Origin of the sequence: Superficieibacter sp. HKU1 (assembly GCF_029319185.1) — a bacterium.
Taxonomy (GTDB): domain Bacteria; phylum Pseudomonadota; class Gammaproteobacteria; order Enterobacterales; family Enterobacteriaceae; genus Superficieibacter.
Genome location: NZ_CP119754.1, coordinates 3277130 through 3295356, shown reverse-complemented (window position 1 = coordinate 3295356; position 18227 = coordinate 3277130). Strand labels below are relative to the sequence as shown.

Annotated in this window: 11 protein-coding genes; 7 read left to right on the top strand and 4 right to left on the bottom strand. The window is 55.0% G+C overall.

Annotated elements, in window-relative coordinates:
- The first annotated feature begins 162 nt into the window (after window positions 1-162).
- Window positions 163-6582, top strand: a complete 6420-nt coding sequence (locus P0H77_RS15705) for a DUF823 domain-containing adhesin (RefSeq protein WP_276157992.1) — start codon at window positions 163-165, stop codon at window positions 6580-6582.
- A 324-nt stretch (window positions 6583-6906) separates the two neighbouring features.
- Here the strand turns inward: P0H77_RS15705 and xseA are convergent, their stop codons facing one another.
- The gene (xseA, locus tag P0H77_RS15700) at window positions 6907-8277 is read right to left on the bottom strand and encodes an exodeoxyribonuclease VII large subunit (protein WP_276157990.1); all 1371 of its coding nucleotides are present in this window, start codon (window positions 8275-8277) and stop codon (window positions 6907-6909) included.
- A 158-nt stretch (window positions 8278-8435) separates the two neighbouring features.
- On the opposite strand from xseA, the gene guaB reads away from it, so the two are divergent.
- The 6 genes from guaB (at window position 8436) to repC (ending at window position 15368) form a co-directional block, all read left to right on the top strand.
- On the top strand, window positions 8436-9902 hold the full coding sequence (gene guaB, locus P0H77_RS15695; RefSeq protein ID WP_276157988.1) for an IMP dehydrogenase: 1467 nt from the start codon (window positions 8436-8438) through the stop codon (window positions 9900-9902).
- A 67-nt stretch (window positions 9903-9969) separates the two neighbouring features.
- Window positions 9970-11547: a glutamine-hydrolyzing GMP synthase gene (gene guaA, locus P0H77_RS15690; RefSeq protein WP_276157986.1), complete on the top strand. Its 1578-nt coding sequence runs from the start codon at window positions 9970-9972 to the stop codon at window positions 11545-11547.
- 307 nt (window positions 11548-11854) lie between these two features.
- Entirely contained in the window at window positions 11855-13063 is a 1209-nt protein-coding gene (locus P0H77_RS15685; RefSeq protein WP_276157984.1) for a site-specific integrase, read from the top strand.
- A gap of 306 nt (window positions 13064-13369) precedes the next feature.
- A complete protein-coding gene (locus P0H77_RS15680; protein ID WP_224394588.1) occupies window positions 13370-13600 on the top strand; it encodes an AlpA family phage regulatory protein in 231 nt (76 codons plus the stop codon).
- Between the two features lie 3 nt (window positions 13601-13603).
- Window positions 13604-14488 (top strand): helicase RepA family protein, encoded by an 885-nt coding sequence (locus P0H77_RS15675; RefSeq protein ID WP_276157982.1) that lies wholly within the window; start codon window positions 13604-13606, stop codon window positions 14486-14488.
- The gene (gene repC, locus P0H77_RS15670) at window positions 14475-15368 is read left to right on the top strand and encodes a replication protein C, IncQ-type (RefSeq protein WP_276157980.1); all 894 of its coding nucleotides are present in this window, start codon (window positions 14475-14477) and stop codon (window positions 15366-15368) included. Before P0H77_RS15675 ends, repC begins: the two co-directional genes overlap by 14 nt.
- A gap of 671 nt (window positions 15369-16039) precedes the next feature.
- On the opposite strand, the gene P0H77_RS15665 is transcribed toward repC, so the two are convergent.
- The 3 genes from P0H77_RS15665 to P0H77_RS15655 all read right to left on the bottom strand — a co-directional run bounded on the left by P0H77_RS15665 (window position 16040) and on the right by P0H77_RS15655 (window position 18226).
- The gene (locus tag P0H77_RS15665) at window positions 16040-16348 is read right to left on the bottom strand and encodes a hypothetical protein (protein ID WP_224394585.1); all 309 of its coding nucleotides are present in this window, start codon (window positions 16346-16348) and stop codon (window positions 16040-16042) included.
- Window positions 16349-16496: 148 nt separating this feature from the next.
- Complete coding sequence (gene trbL / locus P0H77_RS15660; protein ID WP_276157978.1) at window positions 16497-18035, bottom strand: P-type conjugative transfer protein TrbL; 1539 nt, start codon at window positions 18033-18035, stop codon at window positions 16497-16499.
- A gap of 2 nt (window positions 18036-18037) precedes the next feature.
- The gene (locus P0H77_RS15655; RefSeq protein WP_276157976.1) at window positions 18038-18226 is read right to left on the bottom strand and encodes a hypothetical protein; all 189 of its coding nucleotides are present in this window, start codon (window positions 18224-18226) and stop codon (window positions 18038-18040) included.
- Window position 18227 lies beyond the last annotated feature (1 nt).

Below are 18227 nucleotides of genomic sequence, written 5' to 3'. Positions count from 1 at the left end.
TTAACGAGCGGTTAAGCAAAGCGTGTTAAGGCTGTACAACAGGAGTCATGGGCAAGATGCTATCTATCGTCGGTAAACTGAAAACCGTATTCGGCTTTTTACTGCTGCTGATATTTATCAGCATATCGGCGTCTGCTGCCTTGCAGGGGGGGGGCCTGGCAATTGCCGGGAGCCACTACCGGGCAGGTCAACGGCACCGAGCCGGTGGCCGACAGCGCCTGGATACCGGTCTATCAGGGCAGTACGCATCTTTTAAGCGATGCCGCAAACCCGGTTCCCTATTCTGCCAAACCGAGCGAATTCAGCGCGGCGACGCTACCCACGCAGATGGAGGTGCTGAACCCGCGCGATACCGAAGGCGACACGTTCGCCACGTCGCCGCTGGACTGGCAAAACCATGAGGAGGCGCCCGCCGCGACGGTGGTATGGGCTGATGCCGCCACGCCGGATACGCCGCTCGACCCGCAGCCCGTCAGCAACCTCACGTTTTGCGAGCAGAACCTGACGGATCGGCACCTCGTGGCCTGGGCGCAGGTGCCGGAGTCGGAAACGCCGCCTGCCCTGCAACTGTTTACCCTCACCGGCCTGCCCAACAGCGCGCCGATCCCGATCGCCGTGAAAAAATATGCCATTGATATCGCCCCGTCGGTAAGCAGCCCGGTCGCCGTCAGCGCCAGCCATTACGATGAAAGCTTTAAAGCGGCGAAGGTGAAAGTGGGGGAAAGCATTACGCTGACCATTACCACTAAAAACTGTTCAGGCGAGGTCTTCCCGAACGCCACGTTTATTATCACCCGTAAGGATGCGATCGACCGTAAAGACGTGGTGAATAACACCAGTCCCGTCCATATTGGCGATACCGAACTGACCACCACCGCGACGGAATATCGCGGCAGAACGGGCGCGGACGGCACCGCAACGGTGACGGTTACGCAGGCCACCGGCCCTGGGGTAAGAACCCCGCTTACCGTCCGCGCGGGGAACAGGGCGGCGCTTAGCGATAGCGTCGACGTTATCTTCACCACCCTGACCAGCCCGGACAGCCCGGAGGCGAAGATGTACGGGCATATGCAGGACAGCGAAACCGCCGAGCTTAATGGCGTTACCTATACCTTCACCCGGCCTAAACTGGCGGCAGAGACCAGCGGCGCCGGCGGGACGATCGTCAAAGATAACGAAACCTGGGCGCAGTTTAACTGGAGCGGCGCGGACAACCACTGCGACATTCTGCCAGACGCCGAACAGCTCATGGCGGCAAGGAACGCGCACAGCACTTCCGCGACCTACCCCGGCTGGCCGCTGGGGGAATACTGGTCCTCCACCAGAGATCAGCTCAATACCTACCACTATGGCGTCGATTTAAACAACGGCATCGTCAAACTGGAGGATAACGCCTCCCTCTTTCTGGTGAGCTGCGTGGACAAAGCTCAGCCGCCGGCGCATCCGAAAATCACGCTTTCTCCAGAAGGGCCGGGGCCGTATATCGCGAAAGTGGGCGAATCCATCGATATCCTCGTAAGCGTGGTGGATAGCGTTACCCAAAAACCGCTGCCGTACCGCTATGTGGAGCTGTTTATCGATTCGGCGACCAACCGCAAGGGCGTTAGCAAAGCCGAATGGGATAATTTGCCCGTCACCGCGGCCAGCGAAGGGATACACGCTTCGTCGCCGGATCACTATGTCGGCACGACCGATGCCAACGGCCAGATACACCTGACGCTGACCCACGATCGGGGCGTCGGGGTGGAAACGCCCATTCGCCTCGTCATGCCAGACGACGAAGGCGCGCAGGTGACGGAGCCTTTTAGCGTCATTTTCACGGTGATTACCAGCCCGGACGTTGACGGCGCTAATATGTGGGGCCATATGCAGGGGATGATCGAGGCCGGCAACCTGTATAAACGCCCAATGCTGGCGGTCGAGGCAGACCACAAGACCGGCACGAAAGATGAAAATAACGAAACCTGGGCCACGTTTAACACCGTCACCGCCGCCGAAAATCAGTGCGGAAAAGGCCAGGTGCCGGGGCAGCTCTCGCTGGACAGCCTCTATGCCACGCACTCTGACAATACCATGGAAACGCTTTACGGCTGGCCAACCGCCGATTATTACATCGCCGCCGATACTGACGGTTCGCAGACCGCGCGCGTCAACCTGGAAACCGGTGCGGATGATATGTTCAGCGGCAACGAAGAGAATTATCTGTCCTGTTCCGGCAACGAAATGGTGACGATCATTGACGCCTGGTTTAACAACGACCAGACGCGGCAGGACGAAACGGCAAAGATCAGCGAATCGATCACTCTGCATGTTCATTCCGTAAACGCGCTGAATAATATGGCCGTACCGTTCGCTGATTTTTCCATTACCATGGCGACGGGGCGCAATCGTGCTGGGCTGATGACCGGCTTTACCGATCCTACCCAGGGCGCGTTAACCTTCACCGATGGGAGCGGCAGCCACGTCTACGGCCCGGCGCAAGGATCGATGGTGTACCACGGCCAGACGGATGCGCAGGGTAACGCAGAGATTGTCATAACCCAGCCGAAGGGCGTGGGCCTGAAGACGATGCTGTCGCTTGAGGCGATGGATTCATTAATCAGAACCCCGGCGACACGCAGCGTTACCTTTACCGTACCCACCAGCCCGGATACGCCGACGGCGCAAATGTGGGGCCATATGGACGACACCCTCACCGTCAATGGTATGACGTTTGAGCGGCCAAAATTACAGGCGGAAGCGCCTTCCTCCACGCGAAACCAGGTCGAGAACAATGAAACCTGGACCCGCGTCTATCATACTGATGCCGATGGTAACGTAGAAAGCGGCGGCTGTGCGGCCAACCATCTGCCGCGAATCGATCAGTTAAACGCGCTGTATAACGACAACAGCGGCAATGACATCCACACCGTTCACGGCTGGCCGGTACTGCGTGATTACTGGTCCTCCTCCTTCGCCAGCGCCAGCACATGGAACACCCTCTCGCTTTCCACTGGCGCCGTGTCCGGCGTGGGTAACACTGACACTTTCTATGTCAGTTGCCTGCGCGACGAAAACCCGCAGGCCGCGACCATTACCATTGAGCCGGTCGACGACTCGCTGTGGTTCGACGCCAACGACGAGCACGCGCTCAAAGTGAAAAAAGGCGACGAGCTGAAATTAAAAGTGACCGTTAAAGACGCCAGCGGCAACCCGCTGCCGGGCGCGCCGTTCGTGCTCAGTCGCGGCGACGGCTATAACCGGCAGAATGAAAAACATATCGCCGGCAGCGGCGATGGCATCGTTTCGCCGGTCGTGATCGACGGCGAATCCCTTAACGACGCCACCACCAAAATGGGGCTGCAGACCGGCAGCGACGGCAGCAGAATTATCACCGTTACCCGCCCCGACACGCACGGAACGAAAGTCGCCATTACCGCCGCGCTGTATAATAACCCGGGCGTCAGCGCCAGCGTTGACACCATTTTTACCGTTGTCACCAGCCCGGATACGGTAAAGGCCACTATGTGGGGCCACATGCCTGAACAGGTCACGGCGAAGGACGGTACCGTGTTTGAACGCCCGCGCCTTGCCAGTGAAATAACCGACGTCAGCGTTAAGGGCAACGTGGAAAACAACGAAACCTGGAGCATAGCGGACTATCTCCAGGTGGCGCAGGTGTGCGGCGCGGAGTACGTCCCGACCTTCACCAGCCTGACGTCGTTGTACGATGCCTGGCCCTCCGGCGCGATCAACAGTCAGCAGGGCTGGCCGGTGAACGGTAAAACGTATCAGACGCGGACCCCCGGCTTTATTACCCCCATAAAACAACAGAGTCTGGAGCGGCGCTGGCTGAAATCGATGAACTTAAAAGACGCCAGCGTGCTGTTGCTGGCCTCCACTCAGTACTCCAAAACCGAACAGTCCTATTTTGTCTGCCAGAAAAACGCCGTACCGGTGGCGACGAAACTGCTGCTCGCCGTCGATCCGTATAATGAGCAGCATAAAGCCGGCAAAGCGAAGGTAGGCGAAGCCATAACCCTCACGATCACCACGCTCAGTGCGGCAGGCGAACCGGTGCCTAACGCTCCCTTTGTCTTTCGCTCTATTAGCGCGACGGGCCGCGCGGATACGGATCTGTACATGTCAGGAGACTCTTCTGAACTGACATTGAACGGCTACGTCATAGGGCCAATCACAGGATCCAATCCGTCCTTTTTTAGTACCAACGCGGAGGGTACCCTGACGCTGCAGATAAAACAGGATGACGGCGTGGGGTATCTCAACCTGGTCGACCTGAATATTGACGATAACGACGCGTCGAAACAAAGCCTGCGGTTCATCTTTACCGTCCCGAGCAGCCCGGACGTTGAAAAGGCGAATTACTGGGGGCATATGCCAGACCAACTGACCTCCAGTGACGGCAAAGTGTATCGCCGCCCGAAGCTGGCGGCAGAGCTACCTTCAGCGCCAGATCGTACTACCTATACGATTACACGCAGCATTGGCGCAGATCCAAAAGGCGAGGTCTGGCCTGTGTTTACCGTGGAAGAGGCCTGGAACGGAACGAACGGCGGCTGCGGGCGAGATTATCTCCCTACGGTAAGTGATTTGCATACGCTCTATGCCACATACCCGAACGGTGATATTCATAACGTACAGGGCTGGCCTGCGCGCAACGAGAGCAGCCCGAGGCCTTATAGCGATGGGTGGGCGAGCGATTATTCCGTTACTAACAATGAGCTTGATTATGCTGCGGTCAGCCTTTACGACAATCGTGTTTTCAGAGTACTGGCTGACAACAGTAGCGGCTACTACATGCAGCAGTATTGCCTGGTCTCACCGGTGAAACATCGTGTCGCCAGCCAGTTGACGCTGACCTCGGTGAACTGGAATGAAGCGCAGGGGGCGGCCATTGCTAAAAAAGGGGAAACCATTCCAATGGTGGTTGCCGTGACGGATGCGTCAGGCCAGCCGGTAGCGAATGAGGCAGTGAAAATCACCCGCTCAAACGCGAAAACCCGCTCTGGCTCGAACTGGTCGAGAAACAACTCCGATGATATCACCTTCCTTAATGTGACGGGGTCGGACGGGACGTCGTCAACAACGAAGCTGGCGGATACCACTGGTATGCTGTATGTGCAGACGAATGCGCAGGGGCTGGTGACGTTCGACGTGGCTCAGGAAAATACGGAAGGGCTACAAACGCTGCTGACGGCGGAGCTGGGATCCAATAGTACGATTCAGGACAGTAAAAATGTTCGCTTTACCGTGATTACCAGCCCGGATAGTGAGAAAGCCAAAATGTGGGGCCATATGCCGGACACGATTACCGCATCGAATGGCCTTGTCTTCCAGCGCCCCCTGTTGCGGGCAGAATTGAGTAATAATGCCAACACCAGTGCGACGACTGCCAGTAACGAAGAGTGGTATACCATCAAATTGACGAGTATCAACAACAGTTCCGATTGCCCGCCCGCACGGATGCCGCTACTGAACGATTTAAAAACGCTGTACAACGATTATCCCCAGGGGCAACTGAGCACCGAGTTCGGCCTGCCGGTTTCTGCTGGCTGGGCCTGGGCAGGGATTGATAAAGCGTTCAAAAGTCATACTGCGGCGCCGAGCTACTGGCAGACAATTGTTCTCAATACGGGGGCCACGGCATCGGATGTCGCCAGTTCGTCTTATGCGGCGCAGCTCTGCCTTGCACAACCGCGCAATGTGCAGATAGCGCTGGTTTCCGATAAAGCATGGGATAGTGAAAAATCAGGTTATGTCGCGAAACAGGGCGAGACGCTTCCGCTCACCGTGAAGATCACTGACGATGCCGGAAGGTCGATCCCTGGCGTCACGTTTAAGCTTACGCGTGCTGACTCTTATACCCGAAACAAGCCAGGCGATCCGGGCGCCGGCGGTAAAAAGCCAGGACCTGCGGTGCTTCAGGAAAACGTAGCGATGACGCTGACGTCTGTGTCGCCAGACACCGATTCGGTTAGCTGGGGATCGGGAAGTAAAGATTGGTACGGCCTTACCGCTGCAGACGGTACGGCGCGGTTGACTCTGGACCAGCAGACGGCGCTGGGATTACGAACCGGGATAACCGCAACCCTGGCATACGGTTCCATTCCGGTGACGAAAGATGAGAGAGCGGGTATCTTTACCGTGCCGACCAGCCCGGACAGCAGCGTGGCTGCTTATTGGGGACATATGCCTGATACCGTTGAGGTTAACGGCCATACGCTGCAGCGCCCGCCGCTGAAAGCGGAGATTTCGATCACGCCGTCAGATACATGGACTATCGATAAAGAAGTGTGGGCAGGCATGTTTGTGAACCAGGACGGCAAATCCGGGGCGTCAATCGTTACGACCTGCGGCGGCAACGACAATATCGCTACGATGGCAGATTTGAAAGCGCTACGCGCGACAATAGGTGAACTGCACTGGCCAGCTTCAGCGCCAGGGAGTTCTGGCTACGGTTATCTGGCGCAGGACGAGGACGGGGACGGCGCGTATTGTGCGTTCAACGAGGCGACCGGCGAAGAGAACTGCGATTTTGATACTGACGAAGGCGGTTTGTTCCGCTCCTGTCTCATCAGATAGGGAATGCGCTTGCACGGGCCTACGCGTGAATTGCAACCAGTTGATATTCCATCGGTTGTAGGCCGGGTAAGGCGAAGCCGCCACCCGGCAAAGCGGCGCGCACAGGTTAACGCCGTACCACCACTGCCCGGTGGCGCTGCGCTTACCGGGCCTACGGATATGTGCAACGCATTATTCGTAACGCTTTGATATAAAATGAATTGTAGGCCGGGTAAGGCGAAGCCGCCACCCGGCAGAACGGCGAACACAGGTTAACGCCGTACCACCCGATGCCCGGCAAAACGGCGCAGACCATAGCAAACAACCTGATATTAACCTTGCGCGTCAGCTTTTACGCTGGCGCGGCGTTTTCACCGGCGTGATGCGGGTGATCTGGCTCTCCAGCCAGCCGTCTTCCAGCCGCGTGGTCATCACGTCGCCGGTATGGACCTGCTTCACTTTCTTCAGAACCTTGCCGTCCGCTGCCGCCGAAACGCTGTAGCCGCGCGCCAGCGTCGCCAGCGGGCTCACCGCGTCCAGATGGGTAGCAGCATTGCCGAAACGCTCGCGCTGTTCGCTTAACCGCGCGCGGATATTTTCCACCAGACGATATTCCAGCTGCTGGACGCGCGACTGCGCGCGGTGAATACGCGGCTGCGGGTTCTGCTGATTCAGCCGTTGGGCGGCACGTTGCTGGCGCTGCGTGGCGCGTTTTAACTGCGCTTCAAGGGCGACGCCCATGCGCTGGCGCAGCCGCTCCAGCGTGGTTTGCTGGCGAGCGAGCCGCAGTTGCGGATGCTGCTGTTGCAGGCGATGATGCCACTGGGTAAAACGGCGCTGGCGATTCGCCAGATAATAATCCATCGCCATTTCGAGACGCTGCTGCCCTGTCTGCATCTGGCGCAACAGCTCCTGCTGGTTGCGGCTGACCATCTCCGCTGCTGCCGAAGGCGTTGGCGCGCGCAGATCGGCGACAAAATCGGCAATCGTCACATCGGTTTCATGACCAACGGCGCTGACCACCGGAATGCGGCTGGCAAAAATCGCCCGCGCCACGCGCTCATCGTTAAAGCTCCACAAATCTTCCAGCGAACCGCCGCCGCGCCCGACGATTAACACGTCGCACTCCTGGCGCGCGTTAGCGAGTTCAATGGCGCGCACGATCTGCCCCGGCGCATCGTCGCCCTGAACGGCGGTCGGATAAATGATGACGGGAAGCGAAGGATCGCGACGTTTCAATATATGGAGGATGTCGTGCAGCGCTGCGCCAGTTTTTGAGGTGATCACCCCGACGCAGTGGGCAGGTGAGGGCAGCGGCTGTTTAAATTCCTGGCCGAACAGCCCTTCCGCCTGAAGCTTCGCTTTTAACTGTTCATACTTCTGCTGAAGCAACCCTTCGCCTGCAGGCTGCATGCTCTCGACGATAATCTGATAGTCACCGCGCGGCTCGTAGAGCGTGATATTCGCGCGCACCAGCACCTGTTGCCCGTGCTGCGGACGAAAGGTTACCCGACGGTTGCTGTTGCGAAACATGGCGCAACGCACCTGAGCGGTGTCGTCTTTAAGCGTAAAATACCAGTGACCAGAAGCGGGCTGCGTGAAATTGGATATCTCACCGCTAATCCAGACCTGGCCCATTTCCCGCTCCAGCAACAAACGTGCGGTCTGATTGAGGCGGCTGACGGTATAAATTGCAGGGGATTGAGTTAGTGACATGTGAGCGAGATCAAATTTTAAATCAGCAGGTTATTCGATCGATAGTAACCCGCCAGGACAGGATCGCAAGCTTTTTGACAAAAAAATGTAGAAGCAATCGGTTACGCTCTGTATAATGCCACGGCAATATTTAACCATCCAGGTCAGAGATATTGCCCATGTTACGTATCGCTAAAGAAGCCCTGACGTTTGACGACGTCCTCCTCGTTCCCGCTCATTCCACCGTTTTGCCGAACACTGCCGATCTCAGCACGCAGCTGACGAAAACCATTCGCCTGAACATTCCCATGCTCTCTGCGGCAATGGATACCGTTACCGAGGCCCGGCTGGCGATCGCGCTGGCGCAGGAAGGCGGTATCGGCTTCATCCATAAAAACATGTCCATTGAGCGTCAGGCGGAAGAGGTGCGTCGCGTGAAGAAACACGAATCTGGCGTGGTTTCCGACCCGCAGACCGTGCTGCCAACCACCACCCTGCAAGAAGTTAAAGCGCTGACCGAGCGTAATGGCTTCGCGGGCTATCCGGTTGTGACCGAAGACAACGAACTGGTGGGTATCATTACCGGTCGTGACGTGCGTTTTGTCACCGATCTGAGCCAGCCGGTGAGCGTCTATATGACGCCGAAAGAGCGTCTGGTGACCGTGCGTGAGGGCGAATCGCGTGACGTGGTTTTCGCGAAAATGCATGAAAAACGCGTCGAAAAAGCGCTGGTGGTTGATGCGAATTTTCATCTGCTGGGCATGATCACCGTTAAAGACTTCCAGAAAGCGGAACGTAAGCCGAACGCCTGTAAAGACGAGCAGGGCCGTCTGCGCGTTGGTGCCGCAGTGGGCGCGGGCGCGGGCAACGAAGAGCGTGTAGATGCGCTGGTAGCGGCGGGTGTTGACGTGCTGCTGATTGACTCTTCGCATGGCCACTCCGAAGGCGTGCTGCAACGTATTCGTGAAACCCGTGAAAAATACCCTGACCTGCAAATCATTGGCGGCAACGTGGCGACTGGCGCTGGTGCACGTGCGCTGGCAGAAGCGGGCGTCAGCGCGGTGAAAGTGGGTATAGGTCCTGGCTCTATCTGTACCACGCGTATTGTGACCGGCGTTGGCGTACCGCAGATCACTGCTGTATCCGACGCGGTGGAAGCGCTTGAAGGCCTGGGCATTCCGGTTATCGCCGATGGCGGCATCCGCTTTTCCGGCGACATCGCCAAAGCCATCGCCGCCGGCGCAAGTGCGGTAATGGTCGGTTCGATGCTGGCGGGTACGGAAGAATCGCCGGGTGAAATCGAACTTTACCAGGGTCGTTCATACAAATCCTACCGTGGTATGGGCTCGCTCGGTGCGATGTCTAAAGGTTCCTCCGACCGTTATTTCCAGAGCGATAACGCCGCCGACAAACTGGTGCCGGAAGGTATCGAAGGTCGCGTTGCTTATAAAGGCCGCCTGAAAGAGATTATTCATCAGCAGATGGGCGGTCTTCGTTCCTGTATGGGGCTGACCGGCTGTGGTACCATCGACGCGCTGCGAACCAAAGCGGAATTCGTTCGCATCAGCGGTGCGGGTATCCAGGAAAGTCACGTTCACGACGTGACCATCACCAAGGAATCCCCAAACTACCGTATGGGCTCCTGATTACTTTCCGCGCCTGGCTTAAGCCAGGCGCTTTGATTTTGTTTCACTTGCCTCGGAATTAGCGTCAATGACGGAAAATATTCATAAACATCGCATTCTCATTCTGGATTTTGGTTCTCAGTACACTCAGCTGGTGGCGCGTCGCGTGCGTGAACTTGGCGTTTACTGTGAACTGTGGGCGTGGGATGTTACGGAAGCACAAATTCGCGACTTCAATCCCAGCGGTATCATTCTTTCCGGTGGTCCGGAAAGCACCACGGAAAACAACAGCCCGCGCGCGCCGCAGTATGTTTTTGAGGCTGGCGTGCCGGTGTTTGGCGTTTGCTACGGTATGCAAACCATGGCGATGCAGCTCGGCGGCCATGTTCAGGGCTCGAACGAGCGTGAATTCGGCTACGCGCAGGTTGAAGTAAAAACCGACAGCGCCCTGATCCGCGGCATTGAAGATTCCCTCACCGCGGACGGCAAACCGCTGCTTGACGTATGGATGAGCCACGGCGATAAAGTGACGGCTATCCCGGCTGACTTCGTCACCGTTGCCAGCACTGAAACCTGTCCGTTCGCGATTATGGCGAATGAAGAAAAACGCTTCTACGGCGTACAGTTCCACCCGGAAGTGACTCATACCCGCCAGGGGATGCGTATGCTGGAGCGCTTCGTGCGCGATATCTGCCAGTGTGAGGCACTGTGGACCCCGGCTAAAATCATCGACGACGCCGTTACCCGTCTTCGCGAGCAGGTGGGCGACGACAAAGTGATCCTCGGCCTCTCCGGCGGGGTGGACTCTTCCGTTACCGCTATGCTGTTGCACCGTGCTATCGGTAAAAACCTGACCTGCGTGTTTGTCGACAACGGTCTGCTGCGTCTCAATGAAGCAGAACAGGTGATGGACATGTTCGGTGACCATTTCGGGCTGAACATTGTTCACGTAGAAGGTGAAAAGCGCTTCCTCGATGCGCTGGCGGGTGAAAATGACCCGGAAGCCAAGCGTAAGATCATCGGCCGCGTGTTTGTTGAGGTCTTCGATGAAGAAGCGCTGAAGCTGGAAAATGTGAAATGGCTGGCGCAGGGGACCATTTATCCGGACGTCATTGAGTCTGCGGCTTCTGCAACCGGTAAAGCGCACGTCATTAAATCTCACCACAATGTCGGCGGTCTGCCAAAAGAGATGAAGATGGGGCTGGTTGAACCGCTGCGCGAGCTGTTCAAGGACGAAGTGCGTAAAATTGGTCTGGAACTGGGCCTGCCGTACGATATGCTCTACCGCCATCCGTTCCCTGGACCTGGCCTCGGTGTGCGGGTGCTGGGCGAAGTGAAAAAAGAGTACTGCGATTTGTTGCGTCGCGCCGACGCTATCTTCATTGAAGAGTTGCGTAAAGCGGATCTCTATAACAACGTCAGCCAGGCGTTTACCGTCTTTCTGCCGGTCCGTTCCGTTGGCGTGATGGGAGATGGCCGTAAGTATGACTGGGTTGTTTCCCTGCGCGCAGTTGAAACCATCGACTTTATGACCGCCCACTGGGCGCACCTGCCGTATGACTTCCTGGGCCGCGTGTCCAACCGCATTATTAATGAAGTCAACGGGATATCACGTGTGGTGTATGACATCAGCGGGAAACCGCCAGCGACGATTGAGTGGGAATGATCCCGCGTCTGGCATAGACCGGCAGTAAAGAGCATTAATCTCCCCTAAGCCCGTATAACTACGGGCTTTTTTCATTCTTTACTTGGCACTGTCTGGCAAATTTTCGCATCGCCAAGCACCCTGTTTCTATGGCATGGTAGATGGTACGATTTGAACCTGATGCCATGTTCGGTACTCGATACCATGCTGACTCTGATGGGAGTCTCATGGTATTAATTATAGGTAACGCATTGTTATTTAATTATTTTATAAATTTGATGTGGAGCTTTTTGAACATGGTATTTTTGAGAGGAAACCCAACCCGATCATGTTGACTGATACCAAACTGCGCAACCTCAAGCCAAAAGACAAACTCTACAAAGTGAATGACCGTGACGGCCTCTATGTGGCTATCACGCCTGCGGGTTCGATTTCATTCCGCTACAACTACTCGATCCACGGCAGGCAGGAGACTATCACCTTCGGCCGTTACGGTGTCGGAGGGATCACGCTAGCGGAAGCCCGCGAACGGCTGGGCGAAGCCAAGAAGATGATCGCTGCCGGGAAGTCACCGGCCAAGGAGAAGGCACGGGACAAGGCCCGCGTAAAGGATGCGGAAACATTCGGCGCGTGGGCTGAAAAGTGGTTGCGCGGCTATCAAATGGCCGAGTCCACCCGGGATATGCGCCGATCAGTCTACGCACGCGAGCTAAAGTCGAAATTTGGAAGCCAAAAGCTGGCGGAAATTACCCATGAAGACCTGCGGGCGCTAACCGATGCCATCGTGGAGCGGGGTGCACCGGCAACGGCAGTACATACAAGAGAGATTGTCTTGCAGGTCTACCGCTGGGCCATCGAACGCGGTCAGAGGGTTGAGAATCCGGCCGATTTGGTTCGCCCTACGACCATCGCCAAATTCGAGCCGCGAGATCGAGCATTGACGCCCGACGAAATCGGCTTGATGTACCAGTACATGGAGCGCATCGGCACGACACCTTCCATTCGGGCGGCTGCTAAGCTGCTGTTGCTGACGATGGTACGCAAAAGTGAACTAACTAACACGACGTGGAGCGAGATCAATTTCACCGAAGCACTCTGGACAATCCCTAAGGAGCGAATGAAGCGCCGCAACTCCCATTTGGTGTTCTTGTCTAGGCAGGCGCTCGACATTTTCATAGCTCTGAAAACCTTCGCTGGCGGTTCGGATTACGTGCTGCCATCGCGCTATGACTCGGACTTGCCGATGAGCAGCGCCACGCTCAATCAGGTGCTCACGTTGACCTATCGGCTCGCCCAGAAAGAAGGGCAGTCGCTTGGAAAGTTCGGGCCACACGACTTGCGGCGTACATCCAGTACTTTGTTGCATGAGGCGGGCTATAACACCGATTGGATCGAGAAATGCCTTGCGCACGAGCAGAAGGGCGTGCGAGCCGTTTACAACAAGGCCGAGTATCGCGATCAGCGCAGGGCTATGTTACAGGATTGGGCGGACATGATTGACGAGTGGACGCTCAGAAAACCTCGTCCCAAAGACTAATTTCATGCTTCGTGGGGCGAAGAGTTAGCGGCTCTCTACCCTTTTTTGCAGTGAAATGCCCACATTTGTGGGCTTTATTTTTGTCCGGAAACAGACGTTTTATGGACACTTTTTTTTCTCTAAAACCCCTTGAAAAAACTCTCGAAAAAACAAGAACCTGAGCGATTACTTTTGTCCGTAAATAGACGTTTTACGGACACTTAAGCCATTGATTTTAATTGAAAAAAAATTAATAAACGTCTGGAAGACACCGGTATTATGGGGCAATAATTAAACCTTGGTAAGTGACAATGCGAGGAATTCTTTGTGGAACATGAATTGAGAAAAGTGAGCAAAATTCTTATTAGCAAGAAACAATTGCTGGCAATGATCCCGGTGAGCGAGCGCACAATCTACAATTTCGAAAAACAAGGGAAATTCCCCCGTCGCATTGCGCTCAGTAGTCGTAAAGTTGTATGGGATTTGGCTGAGGTTGAGGCATGGATTGATAAGTGTAAGAACTCGGGCTCAGCACCTCGTCCTGGAATGGGGGGCTGAAGATTGGCTATTGACTTACGTGCAGCGTTCGAGCAAGAACCGCCCGTACTGGACTTTATTTGGCCTGGCTTCCTCGCTGGGACAGTAGGAGCGTTGGTGGCTCCTGGAGCAACGGGTAAGAGTTTCTGGGCGCTGGAAGCCGCAATGTCCGTTGCCTGTGCCGCAACCGTTGAAAGCAGAATGGCCGAGGGTGACTTGGTAGGACTTGCACCTGCAAAGGCTGGTCGTGTCGTCTATTATGCTGGAGAAGATCCAGAGCCAGCGCTGATTGGGCGTATTCACTCTATTGGCAAACACCTTGGTCAAGGAGCTCGCGAAACCATCATAGAAAACCTCATGGTCATGCCTATCATGGGAAAACTTATGGATGTGATGAATGATAGTAAGAAGGCTGAGATAATCGAGCAATGTGAAGGCGCTCGGCTGATCGTTATGGACACATTGAGCCGTATTCATACCCTTGATGAGAACAGTAATGGTGATATGGCTCGACTTGTCGCTAGGCTTGAGGAAATTGCGGCTATTACCAAAGCATCAGTGCTTTATCTGCACCATGTCAGCAAAGGCAGCACCCGAGACGGGCAGTCTGATCGGCAACAAGCAGTACGTGGTGCTTCGGCTCTTGTCGATAATCCGCGATGGTGCGGTTTCGTCGTCAAAATGACCGACAAAGAAGCACAGAACCATACTGACCGGGTCTATGACCGACAGCCTATTGGAGAAGACCGCCGAAAATTCTTTGTTCGTTTCGGCGTTAGTAAACAGAACTACGCCGAAATTGACGATGATCTTTGGTATCAGCGTCATGAGGGCGGCGTATTGCTACCAGTGAAGCTGTTGGACGTTAAGCTGGACGGCGGAAAGAGGCGTCAACGTGAGCAAGCATGAGCTGACTCACGCTCGGCACGACCCGGTGCATTGCCTTGCACCCGGCCTGTTCCGTAGCCTCAAGAAAGGATCGCGCAACTACAGCAAGCTCGACGTGGTATATGACTACGGCAATGGAAAGCGTATTGAGTTCAGTGGACCGGAACCATTGGGTGCCGACGATCTCCGCATTTTGCAAGGACTTGTGGCAATGGCAGGGCCTTATGGAATAGTCCTTTCATCCGACCCGCAAACAAAAGCTGGTCGTCAGCTACGTCTTTTTCTTGAGCCTAAGTGGGAAGCTATCCAGCAGGATGCAATGGTGGTCAGGGGCAGCTATGGGGCATTAGCCAGAGAAGTAGGCTATGCCAATAAAAAGGATACCAAACGTGTGCGTGAATGCATCGAGAGGCTTTGGAAAGTCTCCATCATTGCTCAAAACGGGAAGAAGCGACAGGGCTTTCGTCTGTTATCCGAGTATGCCAGCGATGAACAGAACGGCAAGCTATACGTGGCGTTGAATCCCCTGATTGCTCGGGCAATCATGGGCGGGCCACACGTGCAGCACATTCGAATAGACATGACCGAAGTGAGGAAGCTAAAGACCGATCCCGCCCGCCTGATCCATCAGCGGCTTTGCGGCTGGATTGACCCTGGAAAATCGAGACGTGTCGAGCTAGGCACACTATGCAGCTATGTCTGGCCTGAGGTAGCTACGAACCCAAATACCATCAAAAAGCGCGGCCAGACAGCACGCAAAGCGTTAGCCGAGCTGGCCTCTGTGGGTTGGAAGCTGGACGAATATGCCAAAGGTAGATGGGAAATCTGGCGTCCGTACGCCCATTATAACGGTACCTGCACCACGTTAATAGCACCTATCCCCCACGTTTTCGGTACCTAAAGCCCACGTTAATAGCATCCGTCTCGTTTCTGTAAACCTAATAGTGGAGGGCCCTAGCAGGCTCTTTGGAAATTCCATCTAAGATTTTCTAAGAATCTCCATAATGCGCGATGGGCTGCGCCTTAATGACGCAGCCCATCGCTTGCCGCTTTTGGTCGGCCTATGGCTGTTGGACACCAAAAAAGCGAGGCAGGTTTGCCGTCTATTACCCACCGCGTCCTCGCGCTGGCCAAACCTGGTAAAACCGACAAAAAGACGATCAGGCACCAAAAATGGAAAAACAAGCCGAAAAGGATTTATGGTCACTAACTATTTGGAAATGGTACAAGTTGCTCTTATGGTGGCATTTTTCAGGATGTTACTGTGATTTTATTGTCATGAGTGAAACATCCCACATGACGATACAGGCAGTTTTTACAGTGTGTAATAGACGGAGCTGCCCTCACTGAGCTTATGCGCGCTTATTAGGTATATTATAAGTAACCACCTCAACTATGTAATGGGCGTTAGGCTTCGTAAGAGTCCCTGAGACGATTTACTTATGGAAGGACAGGCCTTAAAGGCGATTAGTGCGCCATTATAAGGCCGGTATGTCAGAATTCGAGCCGGTTCGCTTAGTGCCTTTCTTTTGGTGCTATACAAACAGCCCTGAATTTGACAGGGCTATGCGATCATTTGCGGCGCTGCTGGCACGTCCTCAGTGCTTGTTCCGATATGATGGCCATGCGCAATTGCTCTATCATAACCACCTGATGTTTGCTTCCGAACAGCGGCAATCGATTGATGGACTGCGCCGCTCCAAAAAGACTATTAGCAGCCTTGAGGCGATATCGGTTCATACGTTGTTCTCTTGGTTCTAGCCACCGCGCAAACGCATCGAGTTGTGGCCCATAGCCCTGTGAGCGCAGGTTTTCGCGCAGGAAGTACATGCCGAAGGTGACAGCAAAGGCCACCACGCAGAAAATCAGATATTCAATCATTGCTCAGTCTCCGGTGTATTGACTGCCTTTGCGGCAGTTGATTGGGCTTTATCGCTTTGACGGTGTCTAGCCGCTACCAGCGCTCCTTCTGATATGCAGGACACCTCCATACGATCAAGGGCTCTAGGGATTAGTTGGCTATAAAAGATCATGCCTTACCTCTCTGTTTCGGGTTATTTGATTTCTCCGCGACGGTCGGCTGTGCCGGAGCTTTAGATGGTTCTTCTGCTGGGCGAATAACGTTGGTTTCTTCCACAACTTCTGCGGATACGCCGCTGTTAGCTAGACGTTTTTCGTCACTTTCATCGCCTTCAGGTATTTGTGGAGGGATGCCGCCGCCCATGCTTGCCGCGCCTTCCATGCCCGGCACAGATATAGCCGCGAGCGTTCCGAGGCTACGGGCGGCTATGCTAGTCAAGTTTTTAGCATCGGATGCCGCTTCTTTAAGTGTTTGCGCCGCCTGCTGCGGCCCACTGTGACCCTTGCTGCATGGTGTATCGTTCCGGCTGTTGATTCCGCTACCTAACAGCGATTTGCCCGCCTGCGAGCCACCGGTACGGGAGCCAGCCGACTGAGCTGCTGCGCTGCCTCCCGTAGCCCTTCCTATGGTTGCTGTCCTGTTCACGGGCGGTATGGTGGATGGAGCGGCGTCCTGCTGACTACCGGCCATACTGGCATTAATGCTGTCGGCCAGCCCACTGCCAACTCCATTATTTGAACCGCTGCCCAACGCTCCAGCAGCTCCATCGGTAGCGTTCGCGCCGCCTGACATCATGGAACTTGCTGCCAAACTTCCGATCGCGGTCGTAGCAGCCATCGCCATCCCACCGATTGTTGTCCCCCCGCCCATTGATGAACCAGTAATCATACCTGCAATCAGTTCCGGGATAGATCTGGACAGCCATGCGCATACCAGCGACAGTCCTAACAGGGTCAAAGTTGGCCCGATGGTGCCATCATATTTAGTAAACCAGCCATCCGAGACTGACATAATCAGGCCAACGATCAGCGTCAGGATGAACAACTTAGCACCTACCGCAACGGCATAGCGAAGCGGGGCGGTCGCAAATTCGCGCGTCCATGATGAGCCACCAAAACCAATGAACAGCACGGCCGCATTGATCAGTACATAAGACTCCACGAGCGTCACAAACATAAACGCAGCGATGAACGCAAAGCACAGCAAAATAATGATGCCTGCCAGCGCAATCACAATTGAGGTTTCGAGGTCAAAAAAGGATATGTTCGATAGGACGTTCTGCGACAACTTAACTGCCAGCGTAAACACATCTCCAGGCATCAGCTCTTGAGCAAAACCAGAAGCTTCTGCACCTGCCTGACGGAAACTGTTCACGATTGCGGTGCTCCACTCCGTTGAGTAAGTTAGCAAGGCGAGGAAAAAGCCTATCGTCATGACGAACTTGATCAGTTCGCGGAACATTTCTCCCAAATCCGCACTTTGCCAAAGCAAGTTACCAAATGTCCAAACGAGCTGAATCCCGCCGAGCAGGAACAGTAAATTTTGTGCGTACCCCTGTAATTTTGGCCCCCAATGAGTAGATGCTATTTGAATGTCCGTTAGCAGGCCGTTCATCTCGACATTACTTTGTAAACCAGTGGCCATAGCACCCTTAGCCATCAGCAACAAAGCTACCCCGGCGCAACTTAAAAAGAGAAAATTTCGCATAATCAAAATCCCTTGGATGGGCCGGGTTCGTCTTTCCCTTCCCAGAATTTTTTAGTAGCCATATCCTTATGATTCTGTAGGGCCTTGGCCTCGCATCCTTCTCCTGAAAAGAGAACGAATCCTGTCACTACTGCTCCGCCAAGAGCAGAGCAGAGGCACAGCACCACAAGAGGAATCTTAGAAATCATCATG